A 19,389-nucleotide genomic window follows, 5' to 3' on the forward strand; every position below is an offset into this window, starting at 1 on the left:
GGGGTGACCTTCGACGGGACACAAATCGGGACACATCTCTCGATGCGCATTCCCCATCACCTCACCCGCTCTCCTACTGGCCTTTGGGCTTTCCGGCAACGCGTCCCTACCGACCTTCAAGGCGTGGTTGGCCGACGCGTCTTCAAGCGCACATTGCGCACCCGCGACCTGCCCACGGCCAGGCTGCGCGCACTGGCCCTAGCTGCGGGCTATGCTCAGGCCTTCGATGTGTTGAGGGACCAACGCGTGGACAAGCTGAGCAAGCGCGAGGCCGATGAACTGATCGCCCGTCTGACCCAATCCGACAACCTGAAAGAATTGATCCTCCACCGGTCCCGCGCCGCCGATGGCACGGTCACCGAGCGCTGGCAGATCGACAACGAGGAAGACCTACGGCTTTTCCAGAAGATGCAACGCCAGGGCGCAGACCCGTTGCTGGACGCCGTCAACGGCACCCCCTCTCCCGCTCCGGCGCCAGTCCCGAAGTCCAAACTGACCCCCATCACCCTCGAAGACGCGTGCGACGCTTGGCTGGCCACGCTCAAGGGCAACACGCTGCCCAAGACCTGGACGATCAAGCGCACGGCCATCGTGTCTCTGGTCAGCTTCCTCGGGAGCAAGACCAAGCTCCACACGCTGACGCGCACGGACTTGGCCCGCTGGTATCAGCACATGCGCGAGGAGGGCTCGTCCACCCCCACCCTGACCAACAAGCAGTCTTACATTGGAGGCAAGGGCGGCTTCTTCGAATGGGCCATGGCCTCGGGCTACTACCCCAGGGGCGACAATGTTGCCGCTGGGCATGTCAGCTATTCCATCCGAGAGAAGCGAGCCCGGCGGAAATTCGGCTTCAAGCCCTACGACGCCCACCAAGTTCAAGCCCTGTTTGCGCCGGCTGCCTTCGAGCAATTGGCGCTTTCGGCCCGCTGGGCGGCAGTCATCGGTCTTTACACCGGCGCTCGCGCCGCAGAAGTGGGCCAACTGCTTCCCAGCGATGTCACCGAGCAGGCGGGATTGCTCTGCATCCACATGTCCGATGAAGGGGAACATCAGAAGCTCAAATCCGATGCCAGCATCCGAACCGTCCCGGTTCACCCCGATCTGCTGGCGCTTGGATTTAAGGAATGGGTTGAGGGATTACGGGCGGCAGATGCAAAACGGTTGTTCCCGGCCGCCAAACCGGATGCCAAGAACGGCGCCGGCAATTGGATCACCAAGGCGTTCGGCCGCCACTTGGAAGCCGTGGGCAAGAACTGGACGCCCGGCAAGCGCGGCTTCCATTCGCTCCGGAAAACCGTCATTCAGTCGCTTCAAGGAGCGGGCGTACCGTCCGAGCTCCGAGCCCAGGTGGTGGGTCACGAGTTGGACGACGAGCACCACGCCACGTATAGCCGCGAGTTCACCGCCCACGAGAAGCTTCATGGGCCTGGAAAGAACACCCCGGGCCTGGCGGTGCTGGATTTTGGCTTGAACCTGCCTGCGCTGCGCGCCCTTTTGAACGACCAAACGCCCAGAAAGCGCGTTAGAAGGACGTCGACAGGTTAGTCTTTAGATATTCGAAATCAGGGGGATGTATGGGACGACGGAGCGGCCTAGAAGGGTTTCTGCGGGCAGCCGGCCGGGCAGCGGCGGCAGCGCAGCGCGAAAACAAGCGCCAGCAGCGAATGCAAGCGACGCAACTGAGGCAGTTGGAGCGCCATGAGCGTATGGCTGCTGCGCAACAGATGCGGGAGCTGCGCGCCCTGGAGAAGCAGGAGAAGGAAGCTGCGCGCTTGGCCAAAGCCGAATACCTCCAAGACCGCCAAGCTGAGGCAGACGACCTCAACGCCGAGCTCAAAGACCGGCTGGAGGAACTGGAGGGCCTGCTCCTTCACACCCTGTCGGTGAACGACACCATCAGCTTCGACAGCCTGCGTCACACCGATCCCTATCCCGGCTTCAAGGTGCCCAAGGACTTGGTTCCGGGGTTGGCGCCGGTCGAGGTCGAGGTCCCGGGCCCCACCGGCTTCGCACGCTTTTGGCCCGGCGCCGCAAAGCGGCACTTGGCAGCCCAGGCGGCGGCCCATCAAGCCCACCAGCAGGCTCTCGAATGGTTCCATCGCGCAGAAGCACAAAAGAAGCGACGGCTGGCCGATCTACGGGCCCAACACGAGACCGAACGCGCGCTCTATGAGGCTGACGTTGGCCGCCGAAACGCTGAAGTGGATGAGTTTCAGAGCGCCTACCTGGCTCACGAGCCTGATGCCGTTGTGGCCTACAACGACATGGTGCTCACGCGCTCCGAATACCCCTCTGAGGGCTTCCCTCAGGCGTTCAAGCTGGCCTATGCCGAGGCATCCAGGGAATTGGTCATTGAGTATGACCTGCCCGAGGTGGGTGTCGTCCCCACCGAAGCCGATTATCGCTACGTCAAAACACGCGATGCGATCGACTCCAAGGCGCGCAAGGCCAGCGACATCAAATCGCTCTACCAAGACATCATTGCGTCAATCGCGCTGAGGACCTTGCACGAAGCCTTTGAGGCCGATCAAGCAAACGCATTGGCGCTGGTCACCTTCAATGGCGTGGTGGACACCCACGATCCCACCACCGGCCAAGAGGTTCGGGTGCCGGTGGTGTCCGTCCGCGCAACGAAGGCCGCCTTCCTTCAGCTGCGGCTTGAACGCGTGGAAAAGGTTGCATGCCTGCGCAGCCTGGGTGCTCAGGTCTCAAACAGGCCCGATGAATTGCAGGCCATCAAGCCAATCGTCGAATTCAACATGGTCGACAAGCGCTTCATCGCGCAATCGGACGTGCTCTCAGGCCTTGAATCGCGCCCCAACCTTCTGGATCTGACCCCCAGCGAGTTCGAAGCACTCGTCTCCAACCTGTTTAGTCGGATGGGGCTGGACACGAAACTGACCCGGAGCTCCCGCGATGGTGGAGTGGATGCGGTGGCCTTTGACACCCGGCCCGTCTTGGGCGGGAAGGTCGTCATACAGGCCAAGCGCTATCGGGACACCGTAGGCGTCAGCGCGGTCCGCGACCTTTACGGAACCATGCTTAACGAAGGCGCCAGCAAGGGCATCTTGGTTTGCACCAGCGGCTACGGCACCGAAGCCTTCAACTTTGCCAAAGACAAGCCCATTGAGCTGATCGACGGGGGGGGCCTGCTCTACTTGCTGAGGGAACACGCCGGCTTGGATGCACGCATCGCAGCTTAAGGACAAGAACATGGCTAACGGATCAGTCCCTCACGACAGCAAAGTGGCCGTTTTGGTCGATTGCGACAACGTCAGTCCCGAGATCGTGGAGCACGCCCTGCTGATGGTGGCCCAGTTCGGGCGCGTGGTGCTGCGGCGCGGGTATGGAAACCACGCCACGTTGGCCAACCGCTGGCAGGAAGTGCTCGTCCAACAGGCGTTTACCCCTTGCCTCCAATACCAATACGCCTCTGGAAAAAACACTTCCGACATCGCCCTGGCTCTCGATGCTCAAGAGGCGTTGTTCGATCATCGCGCCGACACCTTCTGCCTGGTAACCAGTGACTCCGACTTCGCTTACCTGTGTCGAAAGCTGCGGGAGCGAGGCGCGACGGTCTGTATCGTCGGCGAGCCCAAGACGCCAGCGGCCCTGCGAAACGCTTGCGATCAGTTCTTCGAATGGGAGCGCAAAGCAGTCGCCGAGCCTTGCGAAGACCGACCCAATGCATCACCGGCCAAAGCGGAGGGCAACAAAGCTGAGCCTACCGCGGCGGACACCAAGCCGCTTCCCAAGCGCCGTCCCAAGTTCGTGGTGGAAGCGGTAACGCTCCTGGCTGGAGACACCTCGGAAGGCGAGGTAGGACTGGGGCCGTTGGGCCAATACCTCAAACGAACAGACCCGTCCTTCTCTCCCAATGCATATGGGCATTCGGGCCTACTCAGCATGCTGAAGACCTATGACCTGCTGACCCTACGCCAGCAGGAAGGAGGCCAGTGGACCGTCAGTCTCGCGCGGCTTGAAACGAATGAGCACGCGTAGTCGTATCACCCGCGCTCCCAGAGCGCCTTGACCACCTCGATCGACTATCGACACCTATGCGTCACGAACTTGATTGGTTCAGCCACGAACTCCAAGCGTAACGAGACCGTCAAACTGCCCGCCTACGGTCGCTGAATACATAGTCTTAGATGGGAAGCGCTGGCCGTGTCCTCGCACCACGCAGTGACCGATGCTATTCAGTCTCCTGATCGGCTCCTTCCGGTTGCCCAGTATGTGCGCATGTCGACCGAGCATCAGCGCTACTCCACGGAGAACCAGGCTGCGGCAATTGCCGAATATGCCAAGGCGCACGGCATGGAGATCGTCCAGACCTACGAAGACTCCGGCAAGAGTGGACTAAACCTCAAAGGTCGAAGCGCTCTTCAAGCCCTTCTCCGGGATGTGAAGCTCCCCTCCCCTGGCTTCAACGCTATTTTGGTCTACGACGTCAGCCGTTGGGGACGGTTCCCTGACCCGGACGAGGCCGCTGCCTACGTTCACGCCTGTAAGAGCCATGGCATCCCGGTCATCTATTGCGCAGAAGCTTTCAAGAATGATGGCTCATTGCCATCGACCATCATGATTGGCCTCAAGCGGAGCATGGCCGCCGAATACAGCCGTGAGCTATCTGACAAGGTGTTCAAAGGGGCCTGCAACATCGTGCGGCACGGGTTCCGACAAGGGGGCACGCCGGGGTATGGCTTGCGCCGCCAACTCGTCGACGAGCATCTCCAGCCCAAGGCTGTGCTCGCTCGAGGAGAACAAAAGAGCATCCAGACCGATCGGGTGATCCTGGTGCCCGGGCCTGCGCATGAAATCGCAATCGTCTTGCGCATCTATCGGCTGTTTCTGAGGGACGGCATGCCCGAACGGGTCATCGCCTCCGTCCTAAACCGAGAAGGCATCCCCAATGAGGTGGGTGGCCTCTGGAGCCGAGGGACCATCCATCAAATACTGACGAATGAGAAATACGTCGGCCACAACGTCTATAACCGGACTTCGTTCAAGCTGAAGCTGCAACACGTTCAGAACCCGCCAGAGGCGTGGGTGCGAAAGGAACATGCGTTTGAAGCCATTGTTCCGCTTGATCTGTTCGAGCGCGTTCAAGCAGTCATCGCGGCACGTTCGGTCCACTTAGACGACCGCCAGATGCTGGAAGCTCTGCGCTCACTGCTCGAGCGGCATGGCGCGCTGTCAGGGATGCTGATCGACGAAGAAGAAGGCGTTCCCTCCAGCAGCGCCTTCCGCCATCGGTTTGGTAGCCTGCTCCGGGCCTATAGCTTGGTTGGCTACTCCCCCAAACGCGACTACGCCTACTTGGAGATCAACCGCGCCCTTCGGCGGCGGCATCCCGAGATGGTCCAGCTGGTGGTGGATGGCATCGCCCAACACGGTGGGTGGGTCGAGCCATGCCGGGATACCGGCCTGCTGCGGTTGAACGGTGAGCTCCTCACGTCCATCGTCATCGCACGGTGCAAGCCAACACCCGCTGGCTCTAACCGCTGGCGCATCCGACTGGATGCAAGCCTGACGCCGCATCTGACTGTAGTGATCCGGATGGATCCCGGTAACCGTCATGCCCACGATTACTACGTGCTTCCTTCCATCGACTTCACTCCCGATGGCATGCCCTCCATGGAGGACAACGGCTTTTCCTTGGACGCCTACCGCATGGACACGCTGGAGGAGTTCTTTGCCTTGGCCGGTCGGGCCGCATTGCTGGAGGCCGCATGACGAACAAAAGCACAAGCGTTCAGATGATCCCCATTGCCGACATCCACGTCGCCAATCCGCGTGTCAGAAACCAACGCATCCACCGCGGCATCACTCGAAGCATCGAAACGGTGGGGCTCAAACGCCCCGTTAGCGTTCGCAAAGCATCTCCTGATGAAACGTCCCTACCCTATGCACTGATCTGCGGCCAAGGCCGCCTTGAGGCCTGCAAGCTATTGGGCCACCGCGAGATCCCCGTCCTAATCTTGGACGTGGATGAGCACACCGGCCACGTCATGAGCATCGTGGAGAACGTCGCCCGCCGCACGCCCAGGGCGGCCGAGACCATGGAACAGGTCCAGGTGCTCAGAGAGCGCGGTTACTCAGATCCGGAGATAGCCACCAAGCTGGGCTGCACTCCGTCCTGGGTGAACAGCGTGGCCAACCTCATGGAGCGCGGAGAGCGACGTCTGCTCGCCGCCGCCGAAGCGGGTCACATTTCCCTGGCCCTTGCCGTGAACATCTCCCGGGCAAATGATCGCGATGCGCAACAGTTGCTGATGGACGCCTACGAGGCCGGTGAGCTCAAGGGAAAGAAGGTGACCGTCGTCCGACAGATCCTTGCCCATCGAGCCAGAAGCGGCAAAAAGGGAACCAGCACTTACGCGCACGGCGCGCCACGGAAGAAGCTTACCCCCGAGGACCTTGCCAAGCTCTACAAACGCGACGTGGAGATGCACCAACGCATCCAGAAGAAGGCCGAGTTCACGCAACAATCGCTTCTCCTGGCCCGGCAGATCTTCAAAGAGCTGTTTGCCTCCAAAGAGTTTTGCGGACTTCTCCAATCGGAGGGGCTGACCAGCGTCCCGCAACCACTGGCTGACCTGCTGCCGCGCAGAGTGTTGGCCCGATGAGCAAAAAGCTATCTTCGGGCGTACGCCTGGGCTTTGAAAAGGACTGCGTGGACATCCAGTTGGCCCAGTTGTATTACAGCGTGGCCATGCCAACGGGGACCAAGGCCTCCGTCAAGTATCAGCAGATCGTGAGCTCGGTCAGGACGGTGGGATTGGTCGAACCCATCGTGGTTACCCTGGACCGGGGCACCGCCGGGCGGTTCTTGGTCCTGGATGGGCGAATGCGCTTGGAGGCTCTGAAGGAACTGGGAGCAACCGTGGCCCCCTGCCTCATCTCAACAGACGACGAGGGCTACACTTACAACAAGCAGGTGAACCGCCTTTCGGTTGTCCAAGAGCACCGGATGATCCTCAGGGCAGCAGAGCGCGGGGTTTCCGTGGAACAGCTGTCGGAGGTGCTCAACATCTCGGCCAGCTCCATCCGGGACAAATTCCGGCTTCTGGATGGCGTTTGCGACGAAGCGACCGCCATCCTGGCCGACAAACCCGCCGCCGCAGGCGTCTTTCGGTTGCTGCGGAAGATGAAGCCCTTCCGACAGATCGATGCTGCCCAGACCATGGTCAACTTGGGGGATTACTCGATCAAGCTTGCAACCGCGCTTCTCCAAAACACGCCGGTCGAACAGTTGATAGAGCCATTGGCAGCAAAGACGGCCATCGGTGCCCCTATCGAGGCGCTCCAACGCTTGGAACGGGAGCTGGCAGCGCTGCAAGCCGATACGAAGCTGCTGGAGGAGAATTACGGTCCAGCCAGCCTCCAGCTCGAAATCGTCAAAACCCACATTGGGTCGACACTCTTGGACAATGCAGCAGTTGTGAGATGGCTGGCCAAGAACAAGCCAGATCATCTTCAACAGCTTCAGCGCATTGCGGACATCAAGCTTCTCAAGTCAGGGTAGCCTGCTGAGCTTCCCTATTCAGTCTTCAGAGCAATTCCTGGCCTTGCGCGAGCCAGTCATCGACCAGCCCTGCGAAAGTGCGATCGGCATGCCTATGCGCGTTTTCAGCTCGGCCAAAGCTGGTGATCTTCAAGCATGACCAACTTCGACTTCTGTGAAAGAAGACGCAGAATCCTGGGTTGCCAAGCGAGGCGATGGTGCTTTGATGAGCACACCACCTCGGCTCAAAGGAGCTCAACCATGTTCTCTCACCCGCAATTCCAAGTCGCTAGCCAACTGCTTATCGGGCTCATGTTCCAAGGTCCCTCTCGCCAACTCGGCGACCGCGTCGAAGACGTGAGGCATGCCTTGGAGGTGTCCGCCGAACTGATCCGACAGTGGGAGGAGGACCAGCCACGGGGTGCCAAGTTCACACCCCCAACGCCGGTCCCCCACACGCGCACACGCGAAGCCGTGGTAGACCGCACGTTCATCCCCACAGAGGAGTGGCGGCGCAATCGCGCCAAGAAGAGCACCTCACCTTCGGTGTCGCGGCACTCGGGGCCTTCTGCTCACTGAAGGATGCCACCTGAAACGAGAGGAGCCCCGCTAAGCGGGGCTCATTGCGTTTAGTGCAACCGGGGGCGCCGCAGGGGCAGGCCCAGCTGGGGCGCGTGGACCGCGACCGTCGCCTCCTGGATAGTCTGCAACGCTTCTGTTGCTGGCTCGGCGGGACCAGAGCAACGCGCCAAGACCGCCAGGCTCGCAGCTTCCAGGCGCTCAGCCCGTAACCGCAGCTCTTCGGCCACGATCGCCTCCTGCTCCGGGGTTGCGGCAGCTTGGGCTGCGGCCAACTCAGCAGACCGCTGCTCCAGAGCTGCCAACCGGCGGCCGCGGCGTCTGGCCCACTCACGAGCCGTCCAAGACACACCGGGCTCCGGGTGGTTCACCACGAAGTCGTCCCACGCCTGCTCGGCCATGTGGCGCAACCGGATTGAACGACGCACAGCCTTAAGGCGCTTCGGGAAACGGACCAACGCTGCGGCGAACCGCTTCAAGCCGATTAGCAGCCCGTTGAGCGCAGAACGATGCTCCTTGCACTCTTCGGGAACCACTTCTCCGCTCGCCAGTGCATTGACCAACCTCAGCGTGGAATGGAGCGCATGGACGACCAATTGATCCCTGAGCAGTTCACCTTGGCGGACCAGCTCAATCCGAATTGCCTCAACAGACGGGCCTTCGCTTGTCACATCCTCGTCGCTGCCGTCTAAGCGCCTCTGGTCAATGGCTTTACCCAATCCCTTTGAGACGACGATCTGGCCATCGGAGAAGGCAAGCGTCTGATTGATGCTCGATCGCTTCGCCTCCTGTTGGGCCCGCGATTCATCGTGCCCCTCTGGAACCTGCATGGCCCGGCCTTCCTGTTCAAACGTTGCTAGCAGTTCATCCAAGGCATCCCCGTTGGCCTTTTGAATGGACCTGTTCCTCTCCCCTAGCTCTGAGTGCTCCCCTCGGCGTTCGATGGCCGACGCGTCCTTCCCCAAGTGTCGCGTGGGAGCCCTCGATAGCACCGCCGCGGCCACGAGGTCGCCGCGTGCCAGCGCGTCGTCTGCCTGGGCCTTCAGACTGCGGTGATCCACGCGAACGTCCAGGTTCGCAGCTTCCAGATGCGCATTCGTCGTCGCGGCCACCAGTTCCCGGATCCACTCGACCTCGGCCCGGCCCGCAGGTCCCCCGTCGAGCTCTCGGGTTTTGTCCAGGAAGCCGTCAGGGCCAAGCCGGCGGGTTGTTGTAAGGATGTGGACATGCCAATTCATGCCTCCTTTGCTGCCAGGACTGTGGATGCTGGCTTGTGCGGCAAAGCCGTAGCGGCCCACCAACGCCCGCGCCACTGCGAGGGCGAGGGACGATCGCTGGTCATCGTCAAGCTCGTGGGGCAGCGCGAACTCGAACTCCCTCGCGATAGTAGAGTCCTTGCGACGCTCCGCCGCCTCTGCTTCCGTCCAGAGTGCGGCAGGCACCAAGGCCCAATCGGGCGAATGCTCAGGGATGATGCAGCGTGTTTCGACCACGCCGTCTCGCCGGCGGTAGTCGTGACGTTGCCCGGTGCGCGTGTCTTCGAGAAGAAGCCCAGCGCGGTAAGCGGCAGCGGCAATGGACGAGTGGCCTTTGGCTCGACTGAAAGTTTTGACGTTGGCGTGGTAGATGGCCATGCGGCTCCAAAGCAGTGGATGTGGCTTTGTTTATGCCGTGGTATTGGATTTTCGCAAGCGCTGAAAGCGATTGGGGTCCAAGGGGCGAAGCCCTTTGCGCACGCGTTCCCCAGGAACGCCTAGGTGCGCTCTTGCTCTTCTGCTTCTAGACAATTTTTTATGCCCCTCAGCGCTTTGAACGCGCAGTCGACCAAGCACGTCTGAAACCCTTGACGTCACCTATTTATTTGCTTCACTCAAAAATCCCACGTAAGGAGTTCGATGATGCGGACCAATCACTTCCATGACAGGATCCAGCGCGCTACGCAGCAGCTCGCACAGCTCCAAGCGCGCGAGCTGTTAGCAACCCAGCGCCGCGAATCAAAAGCCAAAGAACAAGCCAAACGCGATGAAGCCAGACGGCGCGCTCGCATCGGCGAGCTGGCGTTCCTGGCGAGGGCAGAAGCGCTTGAAGATGCAGAGCTGGTGGGGGCACTTCGGATGCATCTTCAGAATCGAAACAAACTCCGGGAACAAGCATCTGACTTGGGGGCAGCCTGGCTGCTAGCCATCTCATTGGGCACTGAAGCTTCCACTTGAGCCGGAGGGCCGCAGCGCTTCCGCTACCGGGGGTCAGCGCGTCCCACTACCTGAGAAGCTACAAGTGAACAGCCAGAAAATTCCGCCGCCATCCCCGAAGGACAACTGAGCGCTTTCGCCGCAAATCGATCGCCCACTTGCCCCTTGCTGTGATGGGGATCACTATTGAGCCATGGGGGACGGTCGCCTTCCTGGCCACCGTCAAGCACAGGGGATGTGATCGATGGCAAAGAGCAATTCATCAGTGCCCACAAGTTTGGAAAGCTGGCTGAACTCCCGCCCCAGCTGGTTACGCATGGCAGCAGATGGGCTGGTAAGTAATCGGCGTATGCCGACAGATCAAGAGATGGACGCCCTCGCCTCTCACTGTTTGAAGGAGGCAGCTAAAACATTGGAAACCCCGTACCCGGCGCTGGCGCCCGGCGTGATTTTGGGAACTCCAAGCGTAGGCGCGCTGCGCATCGACGCTTTGTCCGCCATCCGCGGTGTAAACGCCATCGGCACCAATGCCATCTTGGATCTATCCCAAGGGCACATGACCGTCGTTTACGGGGCCAACGGCTCGGGAAAGTCTGGCTATGCCCGTCTTATGAAACACATCTGCGGAGCCAGAGCAAAAGGAGCGATCCACGGCAACGTATTTGGGAACGCCACTGAAGCCGCTTCCGCGCAGGTGACGGTCACCACAACGAGTGCGACCGACGGAACGCTGGCAACGAACACCCTAGACTGGCACGCAGCATCTGGCCCACACCCAAAGCTTGCCGCCGTGCCAGTATTCGACTCAGCCACTGCACTGGAACTTGGAGATACGGCAAGCACCGCCACACATCTCCCCCGCGCCATGCGATTTGTCGGCGCGCTCATCACTATCTCCGATCGCGTCAGCGAACGCTTAGAGGCACGCGCTTCACAGCTTATCTCCCAACTTCCCGTAATTCCGGTGGAGTTGGTCCAGACTTCGGCTTCGGTTTTTTTTCAAAAACTGAAGCCCACGCTCAACGATGAGGCAATTGCAGAAGCTTGCGCCTTTCCGGACGCGTTGCTTCAGGAGCGGCTTGCGCTCGAAACAGCACTTGCCCAGGCCAATCCCGCCGTCGCACATGCGAAAGCAATCACCGATCTTGAGCGGCTAACCAAGCTGGAAGAAAGCGCGTCTCAACTGGCAGAAAGTTTGAGTGATGAGAAGTCAAAGGCCATTGTCTCCGCTCGAACGAACGCGACCCTCAAGCGACAAGCTGCTACCGCCTACGCGACTACCTTCATCAATGGCATGCCTTTGAAGGGGGTTGGAGGTCCGGTTTGGGAGACATTGTGGGAAGCAGCCAAGGCCTATTCAACGGGGGCGGCCTACCCCGACCACATCTACCCCCATGTGGAGGAGGGGGCACGCTGCGTCCTTTGCCAGCAATCGCTCAACTCCGATGGAAGGGAGCGGCTAGTCAGCTTTGAAGACTATCTCAATGCCACCTTACAGACCGAAGCAAAAGCTGCAGAGGACACACTCACCACGTTGATGGCTGCACTTCCCAAGGAGGTGGTGGAGACAAGCGCCGCCTGGCAATCCCAGTGCGCCGCAGCTGGACTCGACGGCGCACAAGCCGCGACGTTTGCCCAAGAGGTCAATGCCAGGCTTAGGGCGCTGGGTGTTGCCACTGACATGGCCAGCATCCCGTCGATCAAGTGGTCGATATGGACAGAGGCGCTGGACCATACAAAAGTCGCTACCACTGCCCAGCGCGATGCACTGGCCACTCTCCTGGATCCAAGCGGGCGTGCCCAGAAGGAGGCGCGCCTCCGAGAGCTCAAAGCCAAGGAATGGCTCTGCGGCCAAGTTGAAGCCGTGCGAGCGGAAGTGGTGCGTCTCAAAAAGTTGACAGTTGTTAAAGCCGCCATTCAGCTCACCCTTACCAGGTCACTCACCATAAAAAGCAATGAGATCGGTGAAGCAGAGCTAGCGAAGGGGTATTGCGATCGGTTCAACGCGGAGTTGCAGGCACTTGGCGGCAGCAACCTGCCGGTGCGCATGAACCACAAGGCCTCGGGAAAAGGCATCTACAGCTTCTACATCGAGTTGAAAGACGCCAAGTCCCACATAAAGAACCGAGAAATCCTGAGCGAAGGAGAGCAGAGGATCGTGGCACTTGCCGCATTCCTGGCCGATGCAACCGGTGCAGATAGAGGCCTTCCTGCAATATTCGATGATCCAATTTCATCGTTGGACCAACGTTACGAGGAGGCGGTTGCAAAGCGGTTGGTGGATCTAGCAGAACACCGCCAAGTCGTGGTTCTTACCCACCGACTATCGCTGATGGTGCTACTGAGGAGTGCCGCCGAACAACGACCCTCTTTTGGTCTTTCGCCTGTGGAAGCTCATGTAGCTTCAATTGGACGCGATGGCGCAGATACGGGCATGCCAGCAACGATCGACTCGTTTTCACTCAAACCCAAGTCAGGCTTCAACAAGATGGTCAGCGAAATAGGAGCTATCAAGAAATACGATAGCCAGATAAAGGCCATCGCGCTCAAAGCTGCTTGCAGCAACTTCCGCATCCTCGTTGAACGCTCAGTCGAGGACGATCTTTGCTCGGGCATCATCAACCGCTATCGCCGTGAGATTAAAACTCTCAATAAGCTCAAGCGATTAAACGCGATCACGCCCGAGGATTGCGCACTGATCGAGGCCATGATGACAAAATACTCTGCATTCGAACATTCCCAGCCAATCGAGACTCCCGCGTGGCTCCCTGATCCCGATGAACTGTTGAAGGACGTCCAAACCATGATCGAGTGGATCAAAGGTTTTGATGAGCGGGCACACAAGGCTGCAGCTGCGTGACTGCTTCAGTCTCAAGCTGACCGATCAAGCGGCCACGCACGATGGAAGGCTGATTTCATAGCCGGGCGCAGCTGCTCCACCTTCGATAACCTGAAGGACACCCCCGCAACATGACCGACGAACTGCCACCCTCGACCGTCCCTCAAAACACTAAGTTGGCCCTCATGAATTTTCCCGAGGACCAAGAGTTCATTCAGAGATTTAGCGACGAAATGAGCGGCGCCATCATCGCCTGTGGGCGCTTCCTCGACCTCGAACGCTTGGCGGGTGTCACGGTGGGATACGACTTCGACGCCGCCCTTTCCTCTGTTGACCTGGGCTATGAATCAGCGATCGCTAGGCAATACACGAACAATGGCGATGTTATTGCCGTAGCTAAAGCAATGAACGTGCGGCGGGATGGCAAAGTGATGTCGCACGTGGTCTACAACGCTAATACCATCGATGCATTGGTAGATCCGACCCACGAGCATCACCTGGATGCGCTCCACATTATTGCCCACGAGTTTGGCCATGTGGCCGAGCTGAAGTGGCGCGACGAGGCCATGCCGGGCTTGATGCTGACTAGGCCGAAGGGCGAATGGGTGGACTTTGCCCTCTTGCAGACCATCCTCACGGCCTGGGAAGAATACGCGGCCTGTCGGATGACGGGGATGATCGGTGACTCTGAAGCGTTAAAACATCGCTACGCCCAAGAATTCAACCGGGCGGCGGAATACTCATTGGCGCGTGCCCAAGAGCAGATAAAGCAATATCGCATCCACGGAGATGTTGACCGACTCCTGATCGAGGCGGGCGAGCCCATCGCCATGCCGCTCAAGATGGCCGGCTACCTGCTGGGGCACTTGGACGCCATTGAGGCAACGGACTCATTAGAAGAGCTGTGCCCCGCCTACGCCAAGTCCCACCTAGTCACTTTGATACCCGCCCTTAGAGCGGCACTGCGAACGGTTTGGGAAGAACGCGAGGCTGGCAAGGGCCTGGCGATCTTCGATCCGCTGAAGGCACTTATGATTCAAACCTACTCTGCGGCTGGAATCGAACTCAAATCCCTTGAGGAGGGTGAAGGCTACTACGTCCACGTGCCCTTCACTGCCGAGACCATGCCAAATGGGGAGGCCGACATGATCGTGGCCCGTCTCAGACAGCAACTTGGGTTCGACTAAGATCCGAACTTGACCTCGGCAGAACTGCGATTCATCCTTATTCTAGGAGCGATCTATGATCACACCGGCCTCCTCATTGAGCCCGTTTCAGGCCCACGTCGCCCAGGCCGAACTTGAGCGTGGACTCCTCGCCCAGAGCGCGACAAACAAGTGCCTGCTCATGGGCGAAGAAGTGGGAGGTCTGTTCAAGGCCATGCGGAAAAGTTCGAGAGTGTCACCTGCTTAGTAGCCGATCGTTCCCCAGCAAGACGTATCAATGGCTGTGGTGAAGCAAGCGCGCCAGAAGCGTTAGGCGGCACGCTCGTTAAGTAATACGTCCTTCTTTAGCTGCCTTTCTTGTGCTTGTGAGGCTTGAGAGAGGGTGTGTTGCCGGGTGTCTCCTTGTTATCCCGGCGCCGCTGATCAGGCTTCCCCGTGGACTTTGCAATCGGCTTCGGACCAGGCTTGATGGGCATACTTGAACTCCTAGTTAGAAATAATAAGAAGATTGACTTGCCGTGCCGCCTAACGTCTGCATCGGGCCACGCAGCAACAGCCGCATCGGCCCCAGATCCTTTTCTAACTTCCCCAAGCTGTCGCGCTATTCCCGACTTGGGAGGCCCCTCATTTGAGCTTAAAGCCCGCCTTCTTGAAGGCGTCCTTGAGCTGCTTCTCCACTGCGGCTTTTGCCTGGCTCCCGGCGGTACGCATGACGTCCCCATACCTTCCGGTAGCCCCGCACCTGGCACAGGAGATCGTGTCAGAAGGGCGCCGGGTGCTAGGAATACTGAACTTGTCGCTACCACAACGGCACTTGACGGAAATGGAGCTTGTGGTCATCGGATGCTCTCCAGACTAGATGGATGTTCCGAACGTCACGCTATAGCCCTCCCGTCGCAAATCCTGAGAATTAAAGGACTCCGATGATGGGCACGCGCCATAATTTATCTACCGTACAGATCCTTTCTAACTTAGTCGCGCAGCTCGTTAGCTTATTGCAGTTAAACAGCACATCATTCATCAAGCATTCATAAAGCAGAGAGGATCGCCGCGTCAATTTGTTAGTTAATATTCTGCAAACAGTACGGAATTGACTGCGATGAATCGAAGAGAATTTAGAGGGAAACCCTTATTTTAAAGGGTTTGGCACGGATAACGGATCCAATCATTTCCCTGAGCCAACCTCGTCAGCAACGCAACGCCTAGGGTGGTTACGCGGCGTGCAAATTTTTGTATCAACCCGGTTGACGAATTTGCGGCCTGTTTTATCCGTACTTCCATCCCCCAGATGGAAGTGAACCAATGACCGCTCTACCCTCCGCAGCACTCACCGACTACATCGCATCGCCCTTCGGCACCCTGCATTTGGAAGGCATCCACATCGGTCGCTTCCGCATCGACCGAGCCACCATCCAAGGCCGCGAGGCGGCTATCAATCTCCAGGAATGCATCTTGGCTGCCTTGGACGAGACCGGCCGCAGGAACACCCTAAAAAGCGGCACCCGCTATCCCCAGCAACTGCCGATGGGGACACCAGCGCGCCCCTTGGCCAAGGAGATCGATGATCACTTGGCGGACATGCGCCGCCGGCAGCTGGATCCCAAGACCGTGCTCGCCACCGAGCGCACCCTGAAGCTTCTCCTGCTGACCTGCGGCAACATTTCGGCCTGCCGCGTGGATTACAAGCACATCCAAGCACTGTGGCAGCTGTTGCGCTGGACCCCGAAGAACCTGCTGTCTGATCCCCGATTGAAGCGCCTCAGCTACAAGGACGCGATCGCCTTGGGCCAAGAGCAGGATGTGGCGCCCTTGGCCCCGGCCACCGAAGAGCGCCACCGCCGCTTCTTGGTCGCCTTCTTCAACCACCTGGTCAACGGGCAAGCCATCGCGTCCTCGCCCATGAAGGCCTTCCGCAAACCAAAAGAAGATCACGCCATCGATCCCGACAAGGCCATCCGCCTGTTCGAGGACGGAGACCTGCAGGCCATCTTCGACCCGGCAGCCTTCATCCCTTGGGCGAGAAAGCCGCAGCACTGGTGGGCACCGATGATTGGCCTCTACACGGGCGCTCGCGTCAACGAAGTGTGCCAGCTGAAGCTGACCGACATCCTCCAGGAGCGCGGCATCTGGTGCATCGCCTTCCAAAAGACCATCGATGAAGACCTCGCCGCGGATCCGAAGCGCCAACGGCGTAGCCGGCAAAGCATGAAGGGAGCCGGGTGCATGCGCATCGTCCCCATCGCCAAGCCCCTATTGGATGCCGGTTTCCTCGAGTTCGTCGAAGACATGAAGGCCACTGGCCACCCGCGGCTGTTCCCCCTCCTCTCTGCCGGCGTGAACCGGAAGACCGGAGAGACCAACGCCCGCTACAGCCAGCAATTCGTGGTGGATTTCGGCCGCTATTTGAAGAGCCTTGGGTTCGCCAAAGGGATCGGGTTCCATGCCTTCCGCCACACCCTGGCGACCGAGCTTGATGTGAACGATGTTCCGGAGAGGGAGATTGCACTGGTCACCGGCCACAGCACCGATCCACGGGATCGGGTCCAGGTGTTGCGCAAGCACTACCTCCACAAGAAACCGCAGGTGACCCGGAGCAAGCAGATCAGCGCCTTGGAGCTGTATCGGCCCAACGTGGAATTGCCACGTTACCAGCGTGAGCAGTTCGCGGAACAATTGGGTGATCCGAGCAAGTTCTATCCATGAGGCCTGAAGGTGTTGCCCAGGCCCCAACCAAGTTGTGAAGGCCGGCCTGGGCTCGTCAGGGAGCGTTCGCATCGAATTCCATTTGGAATTACGCTAAAGACCTCAACGCTCGGATCAAAAAAGATGACCATCGATGTCAGCGGCTTGTCGGCCAAAGAACTTAAGACCCTGATCGCTCAGGCAGAAAAGCAGCAAACCAAGGTGCTAACCCGACCCAAGGCTGCGGCTATGCGAGCCAAGATCAACCAATACGTCAAAGACCACGGTTACACGATTGAGGAGCTCTATGGAGCGGTTTCAACGGCCTCTTCCGATACCTCCAAGAAGCGGACCGGCCGCAAGCCCGCGAAGACGGCCGGCAGTAAGGTGGCTCCTAAATACCGCAATCCGGCCAACCCTAGCGAAACCTGGTCCGGCCGTGGCCGCCAACCGAGGTGGCTTGCTGCGCTGATCCAGAAGGGCAAGTCGCCCAGCGATTTTCTCATCGAATGAGCCCTTGCTCGATAGACTAGAGTTACGTGACCGCGCGAACCCGATTGAGCACCAGTGCCAGGGAAGGCGACGAGCTAGTGCTCAGGCATTCTCCGGAGCCCAGGGAGGCCATGCGCATTAGCGCTTATACCTATCAACTTTTTGAACGAAGGAGCGAAGGTAGGTCATCGCTTGCCTGAGTTCCGCATCAAGCAACGTCATTGGGCGCTTGGAGGGAACACCCCGCTCGATGCAGATCATGAGCTGCTGGGCGTAGTCCCTGTCCCCACCCACGTAATCAGGCGAATTGATGACACTGAGCCGCTTCCGGAGAGCTTTAGTCAAGCGGATGACAGCCGCTATGCCGCTTCCTCGAAGCTTTGCCAGGAAGTCCTCCGGTGGCGGCGCGGAACTGAACACAGGCGTGGTGTCTGTATCGGGCGCCACGCCTTTCCCGCTGAGAATCCAGGAAAGTGCACCTGTGCTCGCCACTTCCTTTGCATGTTGTCGGGCGACCTCTACGATCTCGTCACACTTAGCGATAACTTCCTTTTCTTCGGCATTGTAGTCGGCCGGCCAAACTTCATAACCATCGCAATCGATGAGGTCAGGTGCGTTCAGATAGTAATCCAGGCGCCGCAGCACCGCTCGGGTCCACTCTTCTTGCGTCTCGACGAACACCCCTTTGAAGCTGAGGAAATAGAGGCTTCGATAGATGCTGAAGATCCGAGACAGCTTGACCATCTGTCCATTCTGACCACCCGTTACCAGTTCGGCCTGGGCGCAACTGATGGCCGCCTGGACTTCTCCATCCGTAGCAGAGGCGTAGTCTCCGATGATCGCGAGGGGATCATAAGGCCGAACTTCCGGGAGCAGCCCAAACTGAGCTGCGAGAATTTGGTAGTCGACGGCCGCCGATCCACGCATGTGATCGATGAACTCTTGCGACGCTGGCCAACTGTGGACAGCCGCGCTTAGTCCAAGTTGCTCCAACGTGGATGAGAGGGAGGATGTCTCATCTTCTGCGGCCTGCCCCTTCTCCTTCATCACGTCGTGAAGGGCAAGCATGATGCCCACCTGATCGGTCGAGAAGACCTTCCGGACCAACTCGCGGTCATTGGCATCACGGGCGAGGGCAACCGTCCAGAAGAACACTGCGCTGGGCAGGGAACTCTTGAAAAATTGATCTAGTGCGTCCTGCGGAAGCGCTTCGGCCAATCTTTTCATCTCGCCGATTACTGTCCTGACTGTTCGCAAGTTGGTGACGCGAGCATTCCCGATGAGGCTAGTGATGTGCTCGACTCCGCCTCCAAGAACCTGACGCAACCTCCCCTCCGAATAGCCATTAATGGTCAGCTGACAGAACTCCGCCAGATCAGGCTCCATATGGATGGTGGCGCCAACAATTCGCTCCTTATATTTCCCGAAATCATCGAACCTCTCTCCGGCGCGAACTTCGTCAGCAATGAGGACACAATGAACACCGCTGCGGTCAATGAGATTGACGATAAAGCCGAAGATGATGCTGAAGGGACCTGCAAAACGTTCGATATCGTCGATGCAGACCACAGTCTTTTCACGGGTTAGCTCCGCGCGCCAAGTAATGTCTTTTGGCTCAATTTTTGCCACGCGAAGCAATGCTTTTCCTAGCACAGATCCCACTTCTGCAACGACACCGGGGACTGCCAGGTTGATTGATGCCTGAAGCAAAGTCCTCTCGAGATCCTCCAGCGTCTCGAGCCCCGCCGCAGAAATAGTGATCGGCGAACGGTCTGACAGTCGCAAGGCGTAGCGTTCCCATTGGTAGGACTTTCCAACCCCCCAGTCCCCGGAGATCAGGACAGCGTAGCCCGGCTGAGGCGCTCGCAGGTAGGTGTCCAGTTGCTGCATAAGAAAGTCCCTTTTATCGAAAAGTGCCCTAATGCAATGCTG

13 protein-coding genes are annotated in these 19,389 nt (G+C 59.0%); 11 read left to right on the forward strand and 2 right to left on the reverse strand.

Annotated elements, in window-relative coordinates; genetic code table 11:
• Positions 1 to 42 precede the first annotated feature (42 nt).
• The 6 genes from GIW57_RS01705 (at position 43) to GIW57_RS01730 (ending at position 7,528) form a co-directional block, all read left to right on the forward strand.
• A complete protein-coding gene (locus GIW57_RS01705; RefSeq protein WP_236508996.1) occupies positions 43 to 1,545 on the forward strand; it encodes a site-specific integrase in 1,503 nt (500 codons plus the stop codon).
• A 161-nt stretch (positions 1,546 to 1,706) separates the two neighbouring features.
• Positions 1,707 to 3,203, forward strand: coding sequence for a restriction endonuclease (locus GIW57_RS01710; RefSeq protein ID WP_236508997.1), 1,497 nt, complete (start codon positions 1,707 to 1,709; stop codon positions 3,201 to 3,203).
• 10 nt (positions 3,204 to 3,213) lie between these two features.
• Positions 3,214 to 4,002: an NYN domain-containing protein gene (locus GIW57_RS01715; RefSeq protein WP_236508998.1), complete on the forward strand. Its 789-nt coding sequence runs from the start codon at positions 3,214 to 3,216 to the stop codon at positions 4,000 to 4,002.
• A 234-nt stretch (positions 4,003 to 4,236) separates the two neighbouring features.
• Positions 4,237 to 5,736 (forward strand): recombinase family protein, encoded by a 1,500-nt coding sequence (locus GIW57_RS01720; RefSeq protein WP_329605737.1) that lies wholly within the window; start codon positions 4,237 to 4,239, stop codon positions 5,734 to 5,736.
• Positions 5,733 to 6,629, forward strand: coding sequence for a plasmid partitioning protein RepB C-terminal domain-containing protein (locus GIW57_RS01725; protein WP_236509000.1), 897 nt, complete (start codon positions 5,733 to 5,735; stop codon positions 6,627 to 6,629). The genes GIW57_RS01720 and GIW57_RS01725 overlap by 4 nt, the downstream gene beginning before the upstream one ends.
• On the forward strand, positions 6,626 to 7,528 hold the full coding sequence (locus GIW57_RS01730) for a plasmid partitioning protein RepB C-terminal domain-containing protein (protein WP_236509001.1): 903 nt from the start codon (positions 6,626 to 6,628) through the stop codon (positions 7,526 to 7,528). The genes GIW57_RS01725 and GIW57_RS01730 overlap by 4 nt, the downstream gene beginning before the upstream one ends.
• A gap of 608 nt (positions 7,529 to 8,136) precedes the next feature.
• Here the strand turns inward: GIW57_RS01730 and mobQ are convergent.
• Positions 8,137 to 9,720, reverse strand: a complete 1,584-nt coding sequence (gene mobQ, locus GIW57_RS01735) for a MobQ family relaxase (RefSeq protein ID WP_236509002.1) — start codon at positions 9,718 to 9,720, stop codon at positions 8,137 to 8,139.
• 261 nt (positions 9,721 to 9,981) lie between these two features.
• Here mobQ and GIW57_RS01740 point away from each other — a divergent pair, with 261 nt between their 5' ends.
• The 5 genes from GIW57_RS01740 (at position 9,982) to GIW57_RS01760 (ending at position 17,478) form a co-directional block, all read left to right on the forward strand.
• The gene (locus GIW57_RS01740) at positions 9,982 to 10,299 is read left to right on the forward strand and encodes a hypothetical protein (protein WP_236509003.1); all 318 of its coding nucleotides are present in this window, start codon (positions 9,982 to 9,984) and stop codon (positions 10,297 to 10,299) included.
• Between the two features lie 223 nt (positions 10,300 to 10,522).
• Entirely contained in the window at positions 10,523 to 13,138 is a 2,616-nt protein-coding gene (locus GIW57_RS01745) for an AAA family ATPase (RefSeq protein ID WP_236509004.1), read from the forward strand.
• A gap of 110 nt (positions 13,139 to 13,248) precedes the next feature.
• Complete coding sequence (locus tag GIW57_RS01750; RefSeq protein WP_236509005.1) at positions 13,249 to 14,304, forward strand: hypothetical protein; 1,056 nt, start codon at positions 13,249 to 13,251, stop codon at positions 14,302 to 14,304.
• Between the two features lie 1,281 nt (positions 14,305 to 15,585).
• Positions 15,586 to 16,986: a site-specific integrase gene (locus GIW57_RS01755; protein ID WP_236509006.1), complete on the forward strand. Its 1,401-nt coding sequence runs from the start codon at positions 15,586 to 15,588 to the stop codon at positions 16,984 to 16,986.
• A 123-nt stretch (positions 16,987 to 17,109) separates the two neighbouring features.
• Positions 17,110 to 17,478: an H-NS histone family protein gene (locus tag GIW57_RS01760; protein ID WP_099486571.1), complete on the forward strand. Its 369-nt coding sequence runs from the start codon at positions 17,110 to 17,112 to the stop codon at positions 17,476 to 17,478.
• A gap of 117 nt (positions 17,479 to 17,595) precedes the next feature.
• On the opposite strand, the gene GIW57_RS01765 is transcribed toward GIW57_RS01760, so the two are convergent.
• Positions 17,596 to 19,347: a hypothetical protein gene (locus GIW57_RS01765; RefSeq protein ID WP_236509007.1), complete on the reverse strand. Its 1,752-nt coding sequence runs from the start codon at positions 19,345 to 19,347 to the stop codon at positions 17,596 to 17,598.
• Positions 19,348 to 19,389 lie beyond the last annotated feature (42 nt).

The sequence above is a fragment of the Stenotrophomonas sp. PA-6-5C genome, from assembly GCF_021605635.1.
In the GTDB taxonomy this organism is placed as follows: domain Bacteria; phylum Pseudomonadota; class Gammaproteobacteria; order Xanthomonadales; family Xanthomonadaceae; genus Stenotrophomonas; species Stenotrophomonas lactitubi.

What these genes read in the sequence shown, in the direction of transcription:
- GIW57_RS01765 (WP_236509007.1), bottom strand. Translation starts at nt 19,347, where the DNA reads ATGCAGCAACTGGACACCTACCTGCGAGCGCCTCAGCCGGGCTACGCT.
- GIW57_RS01710 (WP_236508997.1), top strand. Translation starts at nt 1,707, where the DNA reads ATGGCTGCTGCGCAACAGATGCGGGAGCTGCGCGCCCTGGAGAAGCAG.
- GIW57_RS01755 (WP_236509006.1), top strand. Translation starts at nt 15,586, where the DNA reads ATGACCGCTCTACCCTCCGCAGCACTCACCGACTACATCGCATCGCCC.
- GIW57_RS01750 (WP_236509005.1), top strand. Translation starts at nt 13,249, where the DNA reads ATGACCGACGAACTGCCACCCTCGACCGTCCCTCAAAACACTAAGTTG.
- GIW57_RS01760 (WP_099486571.1), top strand. Translation starts at nt 17,110, where the DNA reads ATGACCATCGATGTCAGCGGCTTGTCGGCCAAAGAACTTAAGACCCTG.
- mobQ (WP_236509002.1), bottom strand. Translation starts at nt 9,720, where the DNA reads ATGGCCATCTACCACGCCAACGTCAAAACTTTCAGTCGAGCCAAAGGC.
- GIW57_RS01705 (WP_236508996.1), top strand. Translation starts at nt 43, where the DNA reads ATGCGCATTCCCCATCACCTCACCCGCTCTCCTACTGGCCTTTGGGCT.
- GIW57_RS01740 (WP_236509003.1), top strand. Translation starts at nt 9,982, where the DNA reads ATGATGCGGACCAATCACTTCCATGACAGGATCCAGCGCGCTACGCAG.
- GIW57_RS01725 (WP_236509000.1), top strand. Translation starts at nt 5,733, where the DNA reads ATGACGAACAAAAGCACAAGCGTTCAGATGATCCCCATTGCCGACATC.
- GIW57_RS01745 (WP_236509004.1), top strand. Translation starts at nt 10,523, where the DNA reads ATGGCAAAGAGCAATTCATCAGTGCCCACAAGTTTGGAAAGCTGGCTG.
- GIW57_RS01730 (WP_236509001.1), top strand. Translation starts at nt 6,626, where the DNA reads ATGAGCAAAAAGCTATCTTCGGGCGTACGCCTGGGCTTTGAAAAGGAC.
- GIW57_RS01715 (WP_236508998.1), top strand. Translation starts at nt 3,214, where the DNA reads ATGGCTAACGGATCAGTCCCTCACGACAGCAAAGTGGCCGTTTTGGTC.